Source organism: Microbispora corallina (assembly GCF_016863035.1).
Taxonomy (GTDB): domain Bacteria; phylum Actinomycetota; class Actinomycetes; order Streptosporangiales; family Streptosporangiaceae; genus Microbispora; species Microbispora corallina.
In genome coordinates, this window is sequence record NZ_BOOC01000008.1 from 1 (window position 1) to 16036 (window position 16036).

Here is a 16036-nt window from a genome sequence, read left to right on the forward strand (position 1 = left end):
CCTAGCCTGTACGACATGCGGCCGACCATCCCGTTAGTCCGGCTTGCTCCGGCCGGGCTGGGGCTGGTGCTCGGCCTGCTCGCGCTCGGCCCGGCCCTCGGCCCGGGCTTCGTGCTGCGGTACGACATGGTGTTCGTCCCCGATCCGCCGCTGCGGTTCGACGTCGGCGGCTTTCCCCGGGGCGTGCCGAGCGACCAGGTCGTCGCGCTGCTGTCGGCCGTGCTGCCCGCGGAGCTCGTCCAGAAGGCCGTCCTGCTGGGCGTCTTCGTGCTGGCCGCCTCGGGGGCGGCGGCCCTGGCGGCCGAGGCCCGCCCGCCCGGCGGTCTCGCGCCCCGGCTCGCCGCCGCCGCCTTCTACGCCTGGAACGCCTACCTGGCCCAGCGCCTGCTCATCGGCCAGTGGGCGCTCCTGCTCGGGTACGCCGGGCTGCCGTGGGCGGTGCGGGCGGCGGCCCGGGTCGCGAGGGCCGGTGGAACGCGGCGGCTGGTCCCGGCGCTGCTGCCGGCCGCCGTGGGCGGTTTCCAGGCCATGCTCGTGACCGCGCTCGCCGTCCTCCCGGTGGCCGCCATGGCCCGGCCGCAGGTCCCCGGCGACGCCCCGGCCGGCTCCGGCGGTCTCGGCGGGCGGGTGCGGGCCGTGCTGGGCGTCGCGGCCGTCCTCCTCGTGCTCAGCCTGCCGTGGCTGGTCCCGGCGCTGCGGGCGGACGCCCACACCGACCCCGCCGGGGTGGACGCCTTCGCGGCCCGCGCCGACGGGCCCTTCGGCACGCTCGGCAGCCTGCTCACGCCCGGCGGCATCTGGAACGCGCGGGCCGTGGTCCCGGGCCAGGGCGGCCTCGCGCTCGCCTCCGCCCGCCTCGCGCTCGCGGTCGTCGCCGTCGCGGGCTTCGTCCGGCTGGCCGGGCGCCGGCGGCCGGGGGACGGGCCGGGCCCGCCGCCGTACGCGCGGGGGCTCGCCGTGGCCGCCTGCGCGGGCGTGCTGATCGCGTGCGCCGGGGCGTTCACGCCGGGCCTGCTGCGCGCGCTCGTCGGATGGTGGCCCGGCTTCGGGCCGTTCCGGGACGGCCAGGTCTACATCGCGCCGTTCGCGCTGCTCCAGGCCACCGGATTCGGGTACGCGGCCGGGGCGCTGGCCCGCGCCTGGTCCGCCCGGCCGGCGCTCGCCGCCGCGGCCGTGCCGGTGCTCGTGCTGCCGACCTTCGCCCTCGGCGCGTTCGGACGGCTCGGCGCGGCCGGGTACCCGGACGAGTGGCGCACGGTCCAGGCCGTCGTGAACGCCGATCCGGCGCCGGGGGCGCTGCTGTCGCTGCCCTGGGGGGCGTACCGGGCCTTCGCCTGGAACGACGGCCGGGTGGTGCTCGACCCGGCGACCAAGATGTTCGCCCGGCCCGTGCTGTGGGACGACACGCTCGTGGTCGGGCTGCGCGGCGGGGGGCGGATCCGGGTGGCCGCCGAGAACCCCCGCGCCCGCCGCGTCGGCGCGCTCGTCTCCCGTCCGTACGGCCCGCTGACGGCGGCGCTCGCGCGCGAGGGGGTGCGGTACGTCCTCGTGGAAGGGTCTAACGAGAACCGGTTCCTGCCGCGACTGCCCGGAGCCACTCAGATCTGGCGAGGTTCCGAGCTTCTTCTGTTGCGTTTGTGAGCAGGTGAGCGGCCGCCCGGCGGCGCATACTGGACGGTAACTCTTTTTATCACGGTTTGACCAAAGCTATGGTGAATGAGCTGGATCACGTTCTAGTCTCAGCGCACTGCGCGTTCGCACATTGGAGGGAGAAACATCCGTGTTGAAGGTGCTGGCTGCTCTGGCGGTCGGGGCTGTGCTCGCCGCGGTCGCCTCCGTGGCGGTGGTCAACGTGGCCGCGCCCTCGTCGGAGCCGCCCAACAAGCCGCTGTACAACTACGGCAACAGGTGACCTTCCGGAACCCCGAGATCCATATCCCTCAAGGATCCGCCTGAGCCGTAACCGGCGTCCCTGACCCGTCGCCGGCGGCATTCCCCCAGCCCATCCGAGGGCGTTGCCTCGCCATGCCCTCATGCGTCCGTGCCCGGATCGCCCGACGTCCCCGTGCCGGCGGAGGCGGCGCATCCGCGGGACGCCCCCCAGAGCCGAAGGAGTGGTCGTGGTCGCACAGGAGGCGAAGGCGACACCCTCGGGCCGCAGGTCTCCCCGCGCGGCGCCGCCCCTCCAGGACCGGCCCCACCTCGACGCGCTGCCCGGCCCCGCCGCCGCCCCCTCCCTCCGGGGCGTCCGGGTCGCCGTGCTCAACTTCCGCGAGCCGTGCCAGTCCGTCGCCGGCGGCGCCGAGGAGTACGCCTGGCAGGTCTCCTGCTACCTCGTCGGCCAGGGGGCCTCCGTCCACTTCGCCACCAGCCGGGAGCCGGGCCAGGCCCGGGCCGAGCGGCGCGACGGCATCGAGCTGCGCCGGATGGGCAACCGCTACCTCGTCTACCTGCTGGTCCCGCTCTGGCTGCTGCTGCGCCGCCGGCGGTTCGACGTGGTCCTCGACTGCATGAACGGCATCCCGTTCTTCGCCCCCGTCGTGGCCCGCCGGCGCACCCGGGTCGTCTGCGTGGTCCACCACGTGCACGACCGGCAGTTCTACGCGTTCTTCCCCCGCTGGCTGGCGGCGATCGGATGCTTCATCGAGGGGCCGGTCGCCCGGCTGCTCTACCGGCGGTGCACGACGGTCACGGTCTCGGAGTCGTCGCTCGGGGAGCTGCGGGAGCGGCTGCGGTGGACCGCGCCGATCCAGGTGATCCCGAACGGCAGCCCGACGGCCCGGCCGGTCGCCCGCGAGGCGGTCGGCGGCGACCCCGCCGTGGTCTACCTGGGCCGTTTGGTCGGCCACAAGCGCGTGGAGCGGGTGGCCGAGCTCGCCGCCGAGCTGGGGGACGCCTGGCCGGGCCTGCACGTCCACATCGTCGGCCGGGGTCCCGAGCACGCCCGCCTCGCCGCCCTGGCGGCCCGGCCGGACGTGGCCGGCCGCGTGCACCTGCACGGGTTCCTCCCGGAGGCGGAGAAGAACGCCGTGCTCAGCGGCGCCCGCCTCAACGTGACGGCCTCCGAGTTCGAGGGCTGGGGACTGACCGTCATCGAGGCCGCCGCGCTCGGCGTGCCCACCGTGGCGTACGACGTCGCGGGGCTGCGCGACTCCGTGCGGCACGGGGTGACCGGCTGGCTCGTCCGCGACGGCGAGCGGCTGGCCGACGTCGTCGCGCTCGCGCTGAAGGAGCTGGACGACCCCCGGACGCGCGCCCGCATGGGAAGCGCATGCCGGATGTGGGCGCGGGAGTTCACCTGGGGGAACACGGGCGCTAGCATGACCGGACTAATCGTGAGCGAACTACGCGAATCATCCCGTGAGACGTCCTGAGCGAAGCCGTGTCCGCTGACACCCGGGCCCAGCCCTCCCCGCCGTTCCCCTTCCGGCGGGAGCCGTCGCCGCCCGCGCGCCCGGCGGAGCGAGAGCAGGCGCCCGGACTGCGTCACACGCTGCGGCTGGTGGCCGGGTGCCTGCTGCTGGCGGCGATCGCGTTCAACACCGCGCCGGGCGCGGTCATCGCCGAGACCAAGCTCGACATGGCGGTCAACGCCCAGGGTTTCCTGTCGCGGGCGCTGCACCTGTGGGATCCGGCGTACTTCGGCCACCTGCAGAACCAGGCGTACGGCTACCTGTTCCCGATGGGGCCGTTCTACGTGCTGTTCCACGCGCTCGACATGCCGGCGTGGGACACCCAGCGCCTGTGGATGTCGGGGGTGCTGTGCGCCGCGTTCCTCGGGACGGAACGGCTGGCCAGGGCCATGGGCATCGGCTCGCCCACCACCCGTCTGATCGCGGCGCTGTCGTACGCGCTGGCGCCGCACGCGCTCGCGCTGATCGGCATCAACTCCTCGGAGTTCCAGCCCAGCGCGGTGCTGCCGTGGGTGCTGCTGCCGCTCGTGCACGGCACCCGGGAGGGCGCGAGCCCCCGCCGGGCGGCGGCGCTGTCGGCGGCGGCGTTCCTGTTCGCGGGGGGCGTCAACGCCGCCGCGGAGCTCGCCGTGCTGGTGGTCCCGCTGATCTACCTGCTCAGCCGGGGGAGGGGCCCACGCAAGCGGCGGCTGCTGGCGTGGTGGCTGCTGTTCGCGGGCCTCGTCTCGCTGTGGTGGCTCGTCCCGCTGCTGCTGCTCGGGCGTTACATCTTCTCGTTCCTGCCGTTCATCGAGACGGCGTCGGCGACCACGAGCGTCACGTCGCTGGTCAACGCCCTGCGGGGCACGTCGAGCTGGATCTCGTTCCTGCCGGTGGACGGCCGGCCCTGGCTGCCCGCGGCGTTCGAGCAGGCGACGCTGCCGTGGCTGGTGGTGGCCACCGCGCTCCTGGCCGCGCTCGGCCTGGCCGGCGCGGTCCGCCGGGCCACGCCCGAGCGGACCTTCCTCGTGCTCAGCGTGGTGGCGGGCGTCCTCGTCGTGACGGCCGGGCACGCGGGCGACCTCGCCCACCCCTGGACGTCCCAGGTGCAGGCCCTGTTCGACGGGCCGCTCGCGCCCTTCCGCAACCTGCACAAGTTCGACGCGCTGATCCGGCTGCCGCTCGCGCTGGGGCTGGCCGCGCTGCCGGTCGCGGGCCCGGTGCGGGCACGCCGGCCCGTGCTCGCCGTGACGGCGGGGGCGCTCGCGCTCACGCTCGTGCCGGTGGCCACCGCCGGGGTGACGCCGCAGGGGTCGTTCGCCGACATCCCGTCGTACTGGCGGGACGCGGCCACCTGGCTCAACCGGAACACCGGGGACGGCATGGTGCTCGCCATGCCGGGCTCGGCCCGGGGGGAGTACCTGTGGGGCAGGCCGCTCGACGAGCCCATGCAGTCGCTGCTCACCGTGCGGTGGGCCACCCACGCGAACGTGCCGTGGGGCTCGCCCGGGTTGGCGCGGGTGGTGCAGGCGGTCGACGAGCGGTTCTCCACGGGCAGGGGCTCGCCCGGACTCACCCAGGCCCTCGCCCGGATGGGCGTGAAGTACCTGCTCATCCGCAACGACCTGGTGCGGGAGACGCTCGGCACGGCGTGGCCCGCGCGGGTGCACCAGACGCTCCAGGACTCCGGTCTCACCCGGACCGCCGAGTTCGGCCCGCTTGTCGGGATGCCGCAGAGCAGCACGGCCTCCGGCTGGTTCGACCAGCCGTACCCGGCCCTGGAGGTGTACGCGGTCCCCGGCGCGGCCCCGGTGGCCGGCACGGTGCCCCGAGCGGGCACCCTGCACGTGGAGGGCGCCCCGGAGGCCGTGCTCGACCTCGCCGAGCAGGGCCTGCTGCCGGACGACCGGCCCGTCCTGGTCGGCGACGAGCCGGGGGCGTCCGCGATCCCCGACAAGGACACGGTCGGCAGCGACACGCTCCGCAAACGGGACATCGTCTTCGGCGACGTCCGGCGGATCGCCTCGGCCACGCTCCCCGACGACCAGAAGCCCGTCACCACCGACCTGACGGACCCGGTATGGGCCGGGGCCCTGTCCACCGCCCGCTACCTCGACGTCAGGGACGTCACGGCGTCGTCCTCGGAGGCGAGCGTGACGGCGGCCTCCGGTCAGCGCGACCCGGGGCGGCAGCCGTACGCGGCCCTGGACGGGGACACCCGCACGGGCTGGCGCTCCGACGGCTGGCACGGCGCGGTCGGGGAGTGGCTGAAGGTCCGCTTCACCGGCGAGCTCGACCTGAGCGAGATCGGCGTGGCGTTCGACGAGTCGGCCATCGGGCCGCCGGTCGCCGAGGTCGCGCTGGAGACCGAGCAGGGGGTGACGCGGGCCGCGGTCCAGCGCACCGACCTGCCGCAGACGCTCCGGCCCGTCCGGGGGAAGACCTCGTGGCTGCGGATCCGGGTGACCCGGCTGGCCTACGAGCCGAAGACCCCGCTCGGCAGCCGGGTGGGCATCACCGAGCTGCGGATCCCCGGCGTCCAGGCGGTGCGCACGATCTCGGTGCCCGACCCCGCCTCCGGCGATCCCGGGACCATCCTGCTGACGAAGGAGGGGGACGCCCCCGCCTGCATGCGCGGCTCGGCCACCTGGACGTGCTCGCCGCGCCTGCAGATCCTCGGGGAGGACGGCTACGGGCTCGACCGGCTCTTCCCGGTGGCGCGGGACGGCGTCCGCACCGTCAGCGGCAAGGCCGTGCTGACCGACCCCCGGGCGGCCGACCTGCTCACCACCCTCCCGTCGCTCTACCCGCACGTCGGCGCCTCGTCCACGGTGACCGACCACCCGGCCGTGCTGGGCCGCCAGGCCCTCGACGGGGACCCCACCACGCTCTGGTACGCCCAGCCGTTCGACCGGCACCCGACCCTGTACGTCGACCTCGGCACCGCGCACCGCTTCGCGCAGATCCGGGTGCTGTTCCCCGACTCGTTCATGGGGCAGCCGCCGGTGAAGCTCACGCTGCGGACCGAGACCGCGGCCGTGCAGGGCTGGGTGGGCCGCGACGGCCGGTTCACGTTCCCGCCGCTGCGGACGCGGAAGTTCTCCCTGGAGTTCACCGCGCCCGCCTCCCGGGCGATCGAGGTCTCCGAGGTCACCATCCCCGGCGTGAAGCCCCTCGGCGCGCTCGGCGGGTTCCCCCTGCGGCTGCCCTGCGGCTACGGTCCCACCCTTCGGGTGGACGGCAACGAGGTGCCGACCCGGATCGTCGGCGGCACGCTCGACGACGTCCTGAACGGCCGCCCGCTGACCTACTCGGGATGCGTCCCGGTCCACCTGTCGGAGGGCCGCAGCCGGCTCAGCGTCGCGTCGGGGGACGCGTTCCGGGTGGAGTCGGCCGTGCTGCGGACCGACGAGGCGGAGGAGCGGACCACGGAGGACCTCGCTCCGGCGAGCGTCCTGTCGTGGGGGCCCGAGGAGCGCCGCCTGCGGGTCTCCCCGGCCGCGCCCTCGTACCTGGTCGTGGGCGAGAACTACAACGCGGGCTGGCAGGCCTATCTCGGCGGCGTCCGGCTCCGTCCGGTGCGGCTCGACGGGTGGAAGCAGGCCTGGGAGGTGCCCGCGGGCGGCGGTGAGGTGGTCCTGCGCTACGAGCCCGACCCGGTCTACCGGACGGCGCTGCTGGGCGGGCTGGCCGCCGCCCTGCTCGTCGTCGCGCTCGCCCTCGTGCGGGGCCGGTCGCGGCTGCGCGGAGCCCCGGCGGGACGGCCGTCGACGGCCTGGGTCTGGCCGGCCGCGCCGCTCGCCGGGCTGTGGACCGGCGGCGTGATCGGCGCGCTCCTGGTCACCGGGACGCTGGCGCTGCATCTGTGGGTGCGGCGGCTGGCCGACGCCCAGCACGCCGGCCCCTCGCGGCTGCGGCGCCTCGCGCGGCGCGCGGTGTCCGCGTGGGTGGTCGCCGGGCTGCTCACCGCGGCCGGGATCGCCCAGGCCGCCGGGCAGGGCCTCGTCGCCCAGGTGCTCTGCCTCCTGGTGCTCGCCCGGCTGCTCGGCGCCGTACGGGACCAGGAGCCGGTCGTGCGCCGGCCGCTGTTCGCCGAGCCGGAGGAGCCGCGCGAGCCGGGCGGCCGCGGTGACGGGGGTCACGGAGACGGGCCGGACGGCCCGGCCGGTCCCGGGCCGGCCGGCCCCGAGCTGGAGGAGGCGAGGCGATGATCGACGCGCTGATCCGGCTGCCCAAGACCGTCCTGATCGCCGGGGCGGCGTTCCTCGTCACCGTAGCGGCGCTGTTCCGCTTCTACGTCTACCCGCACACGCTGGTGCTCCCGCTGGAGCAGACCCGGGTCTACCGGATGGCGTCGCCCTCGGCCACCTACCTCGACAGCGCCACCTTCCAGCTGCGCACGGGCGTGCCCGTGGAGAACACCGTCTCGCTGTACGGCGACCCCTCCGCCGGGGACGACCGGACGGCCGTGTGGGTGGAGTTCTCCTCCCTGGAGACGGGGGACGGGCAGCGGCTCGACTACCACGAGCGCCGCACGGCCTTCGACAGGCGGACGGGGGAGGCCGTGAACTGCTGCGGGGAGTACGTCGACGACGACGCAGGGGTGAGCCAGACCGGGCTCGCCTTCCGGCTGCCGTTCCGCGCCGAGCCGCGGACGTACGAGATGTTCGACCCGGTGCTGAAGCGGCAGGCGCCGCTGCGGTTCGAGCGGGCGGAGACGGTCGAGGGCGTGCCGGTCTACCGGTACACCTACTCGGCCGGCCCGGTGAAGGTGGAGGACCTGCCCGACCAGGTGCCGGGGGCGTCGGTCGGGCTGCCGTCCTGGCGCAGGATCAGCGTCTCCCGCTACACCGAGATCACGCGGACGCTGTGGGTGGAGCCGGAGAGCGGCCTGACGGTCAAGGCCGAGGAACGCCGCCACGACACGCTGCGCACCCCCGACCAGGTGGAGCGCCAGACGTCCTTCCAGGCGGACCTGGTGATGAACGAGGGCGACGTGCAGGCCCGGGCGGCCGAGGCGGCCCGGTTCCGCCAGTGGATCGTTCTGGTGCGGGACGTCGTGCCGGTGGGCTTCCTCGTGCTGGGCGGCGTCCTGCTCGCGCTGTTCGCCTGGCAGCGGGCCGCCCGTCTCGCCCGGCGGCTATCGGCGCCGCAGGACGAGCAGCAGGTTCCAGGTCACGATCTCGCGAACGCCGGGTAGATGGATCACCGGGGTCGCCCAGCGGGGGTGATAACGAGGCAGGGCGTCGAGGACCTCGACGTCCGGGTGGCTCCTGGCCCAGGCGAGCGCCCCGGCGACGGACACCGCGTACAGGCTCTCGCCGTACACGTTCTTGGGCGGGCGGCCGTACCGCGCGGCGTAGCGGCGGGCGGCGCGGCGGCCGCCGAGGTAGTGCCAGGGGGAGGTCTCGTGGCCGCCCCACGGCGACAGCCAGTTGGTGAACGACAGGTACACCACGCCGCCCGGCCGAGTCACCCGGACCATCTCGCCGGCCATCCGCCAGGGGTCCGGCACGTGCTCCAGCACGTTGGAGGAGAAGCAGACGTCGATCGTGCCGGTGCCCAGCGGCAGGTCGAGCGCGCTGCCCAGCACGGCGCCGTCCGGGATGACGCCCGCCCGGGCGCTCATCTCCCCGGCGTCGCAGTCGACACAGACCGGCCGGGCGCCGGCCGCGCGCAACGCCTCGGTGACGTAGCCGGGGCCGCCGCCGACGTCCGCCACGAGCGCGCCGTCCAGATCGGCGTACGTCCCGAGCTGGGCGACCGTGTCCGCGGCGAGCAGGCCGTAGAAGAAGTCCGGGTCCGTCTGCTCCTTGCGGAAGGCGCTGAGCAGCCGGACCGATCGGGCCAGGTCGGCGCGGAACGGCTCGATGTGCACGGCCTCTCCCTCCCTGTGGGTGGGCCGGAGCATAACACTCATTACCCGCCGGTAGGCGGCGGAGGCGGCACCCAGAACGCTGATATCGCTCGTACGGCGACAAACGCCTCAGGGAGATCGGAATGACCCAGATCACGGGTACCGAACGGCCCAGCCTGAGCATCACCCTTCCGCGCTGGATGGCCGGCGTCGCGAACCCCGTCATGGCCACCGCGGTCCTGCTCGTGGTGGCCGCGCTGGCCGTGCGGATCCCCATCCTGCTCGGCTCGTACTTCGTCGAGGACGACTTCCTCTTCATGGGCGACGCCTACGAGCACGGGCTGACGTTCGACTTCCTGTTCCGCGTGCACAAGGGCCACCTGATGCCCGGAGCGCTCGGGCTGACGTGGGTGCTGGGCCGGATCTCGGCGTACGACTGGCTGCTGGTCTCCGCCGTGACCATGGCCCTGCAGGCCGCCGTGGCGATCGGGCTGCTGCGGCTGCTGGTCCGGCTGTTCGGCGTGCGCCCGGGCATCCTGCTGCCGCTCGCGCTCGCGCTGTTCTCGCCGCTCACCATCCCGGCCTTCGGCTGGTGGTCGGCCGCCATCAACGCCGTCCCGCTCCAGCTCGGCATGGTGATGGCGCTGGACGCCCAGGTGCGGTACGTGCGGGGCGGCGCGGCCAAACACGCCCGCCGGGCCCTCTACTGGGTGCTGTTCGCCATGGCGTTCAGCACGAAGGGCGTCTTCCTCACGTTCCTGCTGTTCGCGGTCACCACGGCCTACCTGCGGCCGTGGGCGGGCGGCTGGATCCCGCTGATGCTGCGGGAGATGCGGCAGCACTGGCGGCTGTGGGGCTCCTACGCGGCCCTCCTCGCCGGATACACCGCGCTCTACCTCGCCCGCAGGAGCACGGCGCCCGGCGAGGGGGCGGCCGTCCCCAAGCCCGGCGACGTGGCCGACCTGGTGTCCCGCATGCTCGGGCGGACCCTCCCCGCGGGCGCGGTCGGCGGACCCCTCTCGTGGGGGCCGGTGCCGCCCACCGGCGGCATGGCTAACCCCGGGACGTTCCTCGTCGCCGTAGCGTGGGTCGTGATCGTCGCGCTGCTGGTCCTGACCGTCCTGTGGCGCCGCCACGCGCTGCGCGCCTGGCTGATCCTCGCGGGCTACGTCGTCGGCGTCGACGCCGTCCCCACGGCCATCGCCCGCGGCACCGGCCTCGCCCAGATCGTCGGCGCCGAGACCCGGTACGTCGCCGACGCCGCGATCGTGCTGGCCCTGTGCCTCGCGCTGGCGCTCCTGCCGACGGCGGGCGAGGCGCGGCCGTACCGCAGGTCGCTGCCGTCCGGGACCGGCGTGCCGATGGTGGCCGGGCTGGCCGTGGGCGCCTACCTGGTGACGTCCATCGTGTCGACGGCGAACTACCGGGACACGCTGTCCGGCGACCGCGTCCGCGCCTACCTCGGCAACGTGCGGGCCGCCCTCGCCAAGGCGCCCGACACCGCCGTCATCTACTCCAGCCCGCTGCCCGGCGACATCGTCCTCCCGTGGAACGGCAACCGCAGGCTCAGCCACCACCTGCTCGCGCCGCTCGCCCGGCCGGCGCTGCGCGCGCGGATGCGGGCGCCCGAGCCGTCCGAGCACGCCCTGGTCTTCGACGACAAGGGCCGGCTGGCCCCGGTCAGCGTCCAGGCGCTCGTCGCCCGCGTCCCCCCGCCCGGCCGGACGTGCTTCCCTCTCATCGGGGACGCCGTCTACTTCCCCGACGTGGTCTCGTACGGCGGGATCGGGCCGGTCGGCGGGATCGCGTACTCGGCCGAACGGCCGGGCACCGGCACCTACGAGATCGGCGGCGTGCGGGGGCAGCTCACGTTCTCCGCCACCCCGGGAGGCCTGCTGCAGTTCCCGGTCCTGGCGTCCGGCAATGGGCTGTTCGTGCGGCTGGACGACCCGTCGGCGCCCATCTGCCTCAGGGGCTTCGCCTACGGGGATCCGGTGCCGATGACGCCTCCCGCCCCGCCGGCCGGCGCCCCGGCTCCTGCTCCCGCGCCGTCGCCGAGCGCGTCGCCGGGGCGGACCCCGTCGCCGTCCCCGTCGCCGTCCCCGTCGCCGTCCCCGTCGCCGTCCCGGAAGCCGGCGCGGAAGCCGGCAGGGAAGCCGAAGGCGACGGCGACGCCGTCCCATCGGGCTTCTTCCTCGGGCTGACGAACCGCACCAGCCCCCGGGCCGGCTCCTCGACGAACTTGTACGTGAGCGTGGCGAGCAGCAGCGTGAGCCCGCCGACCACGACCAGGTTGCCGGCGAAGTTGCCCGTCCAGGGCTTCTGCTCGGTGAAGTCGTACCAGAGGTAGAGCGCGACGAACTGCCACAGGAAGATTCCGTAGGACACCCGGCCGAGGAAGCGCATGACGCGGCTGCCGAGGAAGCGGGCGAGCGGGGAGCGGCCGTCGCTCATCAGCGCGGCCGGGGCCACCAGGCACGCGGCCACGACGGCGTACAGGAGGAGCTCCGACAGGTCGGCCCACACGCCGTCCACGCCGCTGAACCGGGTGCCGGTCAGCGGCGAGGCCGCCACGGCGTACGCGAGGCCGCCGACGAGCAGGATGCTCCCCGTGGACGCGCCGACGGCGCGGACGAACCGGCGTGGCGGGCCGTCCTCGTCCGTCTCCTCCCGCGCCCACACCGACACGACGGCGAGGGCCATGCCGACGGCGAAGAACACCGACGCCCGGGGCAGCCACGTGTTCAGGTACGGCCGGTAGACGGGGTAGTAGGTGAACAGCGCCCAGGCGAACGACGCTGCGGCCAGCACCCCCACCCCGGTCAGCAGCCGCCGGGCCCGCCGCGCCGGGTCGGGGCCGCCGCGCCGCGCGTAGGCCGTGAGCGCCGCCGCCAGCAGCGGCAGCACGAGGTAGAACGCCACCTCGACGCACAGGCTCCACATCTGGGCCAGGCCGCGCGGCCCGAGGCCGTACCACCAGGGGTGGACGTCGTAGTTCTGGGCCAGCAGGAGCAGCTCCAGCCAGGTCTTCACGTCGCCGAGGTGGGAGCCCGACCACAGCGCCATGGCGGCGATCACGACCAGCCAGTACGCCGGGAGGATGCGCAGGGCGCGCTTGACCAGGTAGACCCGCGCGGAGGGGGCGGGGTCGCCGCGCAGCGCCGCCCGCGCGTACGGCCGGTAGAGCAGCAGGCCCGACAGCGCGAAGAAGACGGGCACCGCGACGTCGCCCCGGGCGAGCAGGCTGCTGAAGAAGTTGTCCTGGAGCGCCGCCGCCGACTCGATGGCGACGTGGAAGACGAGCACCGCGATCGCCGCGACGGCCCGGACGCCGTCGAGCGCGTCCAGGTGCCCGGTGACGGTGGGGACGGCCGTACGGACAGAGCTCACGGTTTCATCACGAACAGGTTGAGAACCGACGAGTAATATGTCACGACCCGTCGTCGACCTAGAACCTGTTTCGGTCACTTTTCCGCATCCCTCGTGACGTCGGTCACTGCCCTGACTAACATACAGCGAAATAGAAACGTGTTTCAGGACAAACAGGCATCATTCGGCCTGCCCAGGAGGAGCGAAATGCGCCGCGCAATGGGAGTAGTTCTCTTGGGGATCGGGGCCTTCCTCATCGTGCTCGCGCCACTGATCAGGTTCCAGGTGGCGGGCAAACTGGTGCAGGCGCCGGCCAACCAGTACAGCATCACCCGCCTCAGCGCCGAGAACGCCCGCTACTTCAGCGTCGGCGACCTGAAGGTGCTGACGGGCAACCTCGACATCACGGTCACGACCAGGGGCGACGTCGCCGAGGCCAAGGACGACCGCGTGGTGTGGGACCAGTTCACCGCGGTCAACGACGTGACGAACAACCGGCCCGGCATCTCCTACACCGAGTTCCGCAGCGCGTTCAACAAGTACAACGGCCAGGGCGTGACCTGCTGCAACGCCTCGGTCGACAAGAAGCCGGTGCAACTGCAGGGCCAGATCTTCCTGTTCCCCTTCGGCGTCGAGAAGAAGACGTACCAGGTGTGGAGCACCGACGCGCAGAAGGCGTACCCGGCGACCTTCACGGGCGTGGACACGGTCAACGGCCTGTCCGTGTACAAGTTCGAGCAGAAGATCCCGCCGACCGTCACGCAGACGCTCAGCGCCCCCGCCTCCGTGCTCGGCATGACCGACCCCGGCGACATCCAGGTCAATCGCGTCTACGACGGCGTGAACACGTTCTGGGTGGAGCCCAACACCGGCGTTCCGGTGAAGGAGGAGCAGCAGCGCCACGAGGTGCTGAAGACGGCGGACGGGGTCGAGCGCATGCCGGCCCTCATCGCGACCGCCTCGTTCACCCCCCAGACCGTGAGCGACCTGGTGAACACGGCCAGGGACAACATGGGTCAGATCACGCTCGTCAAGACGACGCTCCCGCTGGCGTCGCTCGTCCTCGGCCTCGTGCTCGTCGTCGCCGGCGTCCTGCTCCTGCGCCGTCCCTCGGACCGCACGGACTGATGAGCCGGGAGACCGCGGCCCTGCGCCCGCCGGCGGCGGCCCCGCCGGCGGGGCCGTCCACCCGGCGGGCGATCGCCGCCGGGCTGGTCCGCGCGTGCCGGCCGCGCCAGTGGCTGAAGAACGCGCTCGTCTTCGCCGCCCCGGCGGCCGCGGGCGTCCTCACCACCGGCGCCGGGCTGCGCGGCGCGCTCGTCGCCTTCGCCGCGTTCTGCCTCGCGGCGAGCGGCACCTATCTGTTCAACGACTCGGCCGACGTGGAGGCCGACCGGCGGCACCCGCGCAAGCGGCTGCGGCCCATCGCGGCCGGCATCGTGTCCGTACGGCTGGCGCGGGCGGCCGGCGCGGTGCTGCTGGCCGCCGGCCTGGCGCTGGCGTTCGCCGCCGGGTGGCCGCTCGCGGCCGTGGTGGCCGCCTACCTCGCGCTCACGTTCTCCTACACGTTCTGGCTCAAGCACCAACCGGTCGTCGACCTCGTGGCCGTCGCGGGCTGCCACGTCGTGCGCGCGTACGCGGGGGCGGTCGCGGTGGCCGTCCCCGTGACGAGCTGGTTCCTCGTCGTCATCTCGCTCGGGTCGCTGCTGCTCGTGGCGGGCAAGCGGGAGGCGGAGCTGCGCGCGCAGACGGAGGGCGGCGGGGCCGGCACCCGCTCGACGCTCACGACGTACACCGCGAGCTACCTCGCCCACGTCCGGGTGATGTGCTCGGGCGCGATGATCGTGACCTACTGCCTGTGGGCCCTCCAGGAGCACACCGGGACGGAGAAGGCGTTCTTCGCGCTCAGCATCGTCCCGTTCGTCCTCGTGGTGCTGCGGCACGCGCTGCTGGTCGACCGGGGCGTGGGCGAGGAGCCGGAGGAACTGGCGCTGCGCGACCGCCCGCTCCAGGTCTTCATCGTGATGATGCTGGTGCTGCTCGGCCTGGGAATCCACCTGACATGACGCCGCTGACCGGGTGGGGGCGCACCGCGCCCACCCCCGCGACCGTCCTGCGTCCCCGTTCCGCGGACGAGGCCGCCGCGCTGCTCAAGGAGGCCGGGCGGCGCGGCGTCGTGGCCCGCGGGCTCGGCCGGGCGTACGGCGACGCGGCGCAGAACGCCGGCGGCCTCGTGCTCGACTGCGCCGCGCTCGCGCCCTCCTGGTCGCTCGACGAGGAGACGGGCCTGGTCACCGCCTCGGCCGGGATGAGCCTGCACGACCTCATGACGGCGCTGCTGCCGCGCGGCTGGTTCGTCCCGGTGACCCCGGGGACGCGGTACGTCACGGTCGGCGGGGCCGTCGCCGCCGACGTCCACGGCAAGAACCACCACGCCGACTCGTCCTTCGGGGCCCACCTCCGCTCGCTGCGCCTGCTGACCGCCGACGGGACCCTGCGCACCCTCGGGCCCGGCGACGACCTGTTCTGGGCGACGGTCGGCGGCATGGGCCTGACGGGCGTCGTGGTCGAGGCCGCCTTCCGGTGCGTCCCTGTCGAGACCTCCCGCATGCGGGTGGACGTCCGGCGGACGCGCGACCTGGAGGAGACCCTGGAGGTCATGACCGCCGGCGACCACGACTACCGCTACACGGTCGCCTGGATCGACCTGCTGGCTCGGGGTGGCCGGATGGGCAGGAGCGTGCTCACCCGCGGGGACCACGCCCGCCTCGACGAGCTTCCGCCGCGCGCCCGGCGCGACCCCCTCGCCTTCGGCCCGCGGCCCCGGCTTTCCGCGCCGCCCTGGGTGCCGGACGGGCTGCTCAACCGCGCGACGATCGGCGCGTTCAACGCCCTCTGGTACGGCAGGGCCCCGGCCGACCGGCGCGGCCTGATCCAGGGCGTCGCGCCGTTCTTCCACCCGCTCGACGGCGTGGGCGGCTGGAACCGCATGTACGGCTCGCGGGGCTTCGTGCAGTACCAGTTCGTGGTGCCGTTCGGGGCCGAGGACACGCTGCGCAGGATCGTGGAGCGGCTGTCGCGGGCCGGGGTGGTGTCGTTCCTGACCGTGCTGAAGAGGTTCGGCGAGGGGACCCCCGGCATGCTGTCGTTCCCCATGCCCGGGTGGACGCTGGCCCTGGACATCCCGGTGGGCCAGGACGGGCTCGCGGCGATGCTGACGGAGTTCGACGGCTGGGTGGCCGCCGCCGGGGGCCGGCTCTACCTCGCCAAGGACTCCCGGATGTCGGCGGCCACGATGGCGGCGACGTACCCCCGGCTGGAGGAATGGCGGGCGATCAGGCGGCGGGCCGACCCGGACGGGCTGTTCGTCTCCGACCTGGCGCGGAGGCTGCGCCTGTGACCCTAGGGTGGGGCCGAG

Annotated in this window: 10 protein-coding genes; 8 read left to right on the top strand and 2 right to left on the bottom strand. The window is 74.1% G+C overall.

What is annotated here, in order from left to right:
• Positions 1 to 15 precede the first annotated feature (15 nt).
• The 5 genes from Mco01_RS11975 (at position 16) to pgfA (Mco01_RS11990) (ending at position 8592) form a co-directional block, all read left to right on the top strand.
• Positions 16 to 1641: an MmpA family trehalose lipid delivery protein gene (locus tag Mco01_RS11975; RefSeq protein WP_204056971.1), complete on the top strand. Its 1626-nt coding sequence runs from the start codon at positions 16 to 18 to the stop codon at positions 1639 to 1641.
• Positions 1642 to 1780: 139 nt separating this feature from the next.
• Positions 1781 to 1912 (top strand): hypothetical protein, encoded by a 132-nt coding sequence (locus tag Mco01_RS39775; RefSeq protein WP_269750622.1) that lies wholly within the window; start codon positions 1781 to 1783, stop codon positions 1910 to 1912.
• Between the two features lie 208 nt (positions 1913 to 2120).
• Positions 2121 to 3374 carry a glycosyltransferase family 4 protein gene (locus Mco01_RS11980; protein WP_239103542.1) on the top strand — a complete coding sequence of 418 codons (1254 nt, stop codon included), beginning with the start codon at positions 2121 to 2123 and terminating at the stop codon, positions 3372 to 3374.
• Between the two features lie 8 nt (positions 3375 to 3382).
• Positions 3383 to 7603, top strand: coding sequence for an alpha-(1->3)-arabinofuranosyltransferase domain-containing protein (locus tag Mco01_RS11985; protein ID WP_239103543.1), 4221 nt, complete (start codon positions 3383 to 3385; stop codon positions 7601 to 7603).
• Positions 7600 to 8592, top strand: a complete 993-nt coding sequence (gene pgfA, locus Mco01_RS11990) for a cell envelope lipid trafficking protein PgfA (protein WP_204056973.1) — start codon at positions 7600 to 7602, stop codon at positions 8590 to 8592. The genes Mco01_RS11985 and pgfA (Mco01_RS11990) overlap by 4 nt, the downstream gene beginning before the upstream one ends.
• Here pgfA (Mco01_RS11990) and Mco01_RS11995 read toward each other — a convergent pair.
• Together Mco01_RS11995 and Mco01_RS12000 are read right to left on the bottom strand one after the other, a co-directional pair.
• Positions 8533 to 9303 carry a class I SAM-dependent methyltransferase gene (locus Mco01_RS11995; protein ID WP_204056974.1) on the bottom strand — a complete coding sequence of 257 codons (771 nt, stop codon included), beginning with the start codon at positions 9301 to 9303 and terminating at the stop codon, positions 8533 to 8535. The genes pgfA (Mco01_RS11990) and Mco01_RS11995 overlap by 60 nt on opposite strands.
• Before the next feature lie 1914 nt (positions 9304 to 11217).
• Positions 11218 to 12639 (bottom strand): acyltransferase family protein, encoded by a 1422-nt coding sequence (locus tag Mco01_RS12000; protein WP_204056975.1) that lies wholly within the window; start codon positions 12637 to 12639, stop codon positions 11218 to 11220.
• A 213-nt stretch (positions 12640 to 12852) separates the two neighbouring features.
• Between Mco01_RS12000 and pgfA (Mco01_RS12005) the strand changes: the two genes are divergently transcribed.
• From pgfA (Mco01_RS12005) to dprE1, 3 genes are read left to right on the top strand one after another with little or no spacing between them, the layout of a single operon-like run.
• Positions 12853 to 13746 carry a cell envelope lipid trafficking protein PgfA gene (pgfA, locus tag Mco01_RS12005; protein WP_239103545.1) on the top strand — a complete coding sequence of 298 codons (894 nt, stop codon included), beginning with the start codon at positions 12853 to 12855 and terminating at the stop codon, positions 13744 to 13746.
• Complete coding sequence (locus tag Mco01_RS12010) at positions 13746 to 14684, top strand: decaprenyl-phosphate phosphoribosyltransferase (protein WP_051458523.1); 939 nt, start codon at positions 13746 to 13748, stop codon at positions 14682 to 14684. Before pgfA (Mco01_RS12005) ends, Mco01_RS12010 begins: the two co-directional genes overlap by 1 nt.
• Complete coding sequence (dprE1, locus tag Mco01_RS12015) at positions 14681 to 16018, top strand: decaprenylphosphoryl-beta-D-ribose oxidase (protein WP_204056977.1); 1338 nt, start codon at positions 14681 to 14683, stop codon at positions 16016 to 16018. The genes Mco01_RS12010 and dprE1 overlap by 4 nt, the downstream gene beginning before the upstream one ends.
• Positions 16019 to 16036 lie beyond the last annotated feature (18 nt).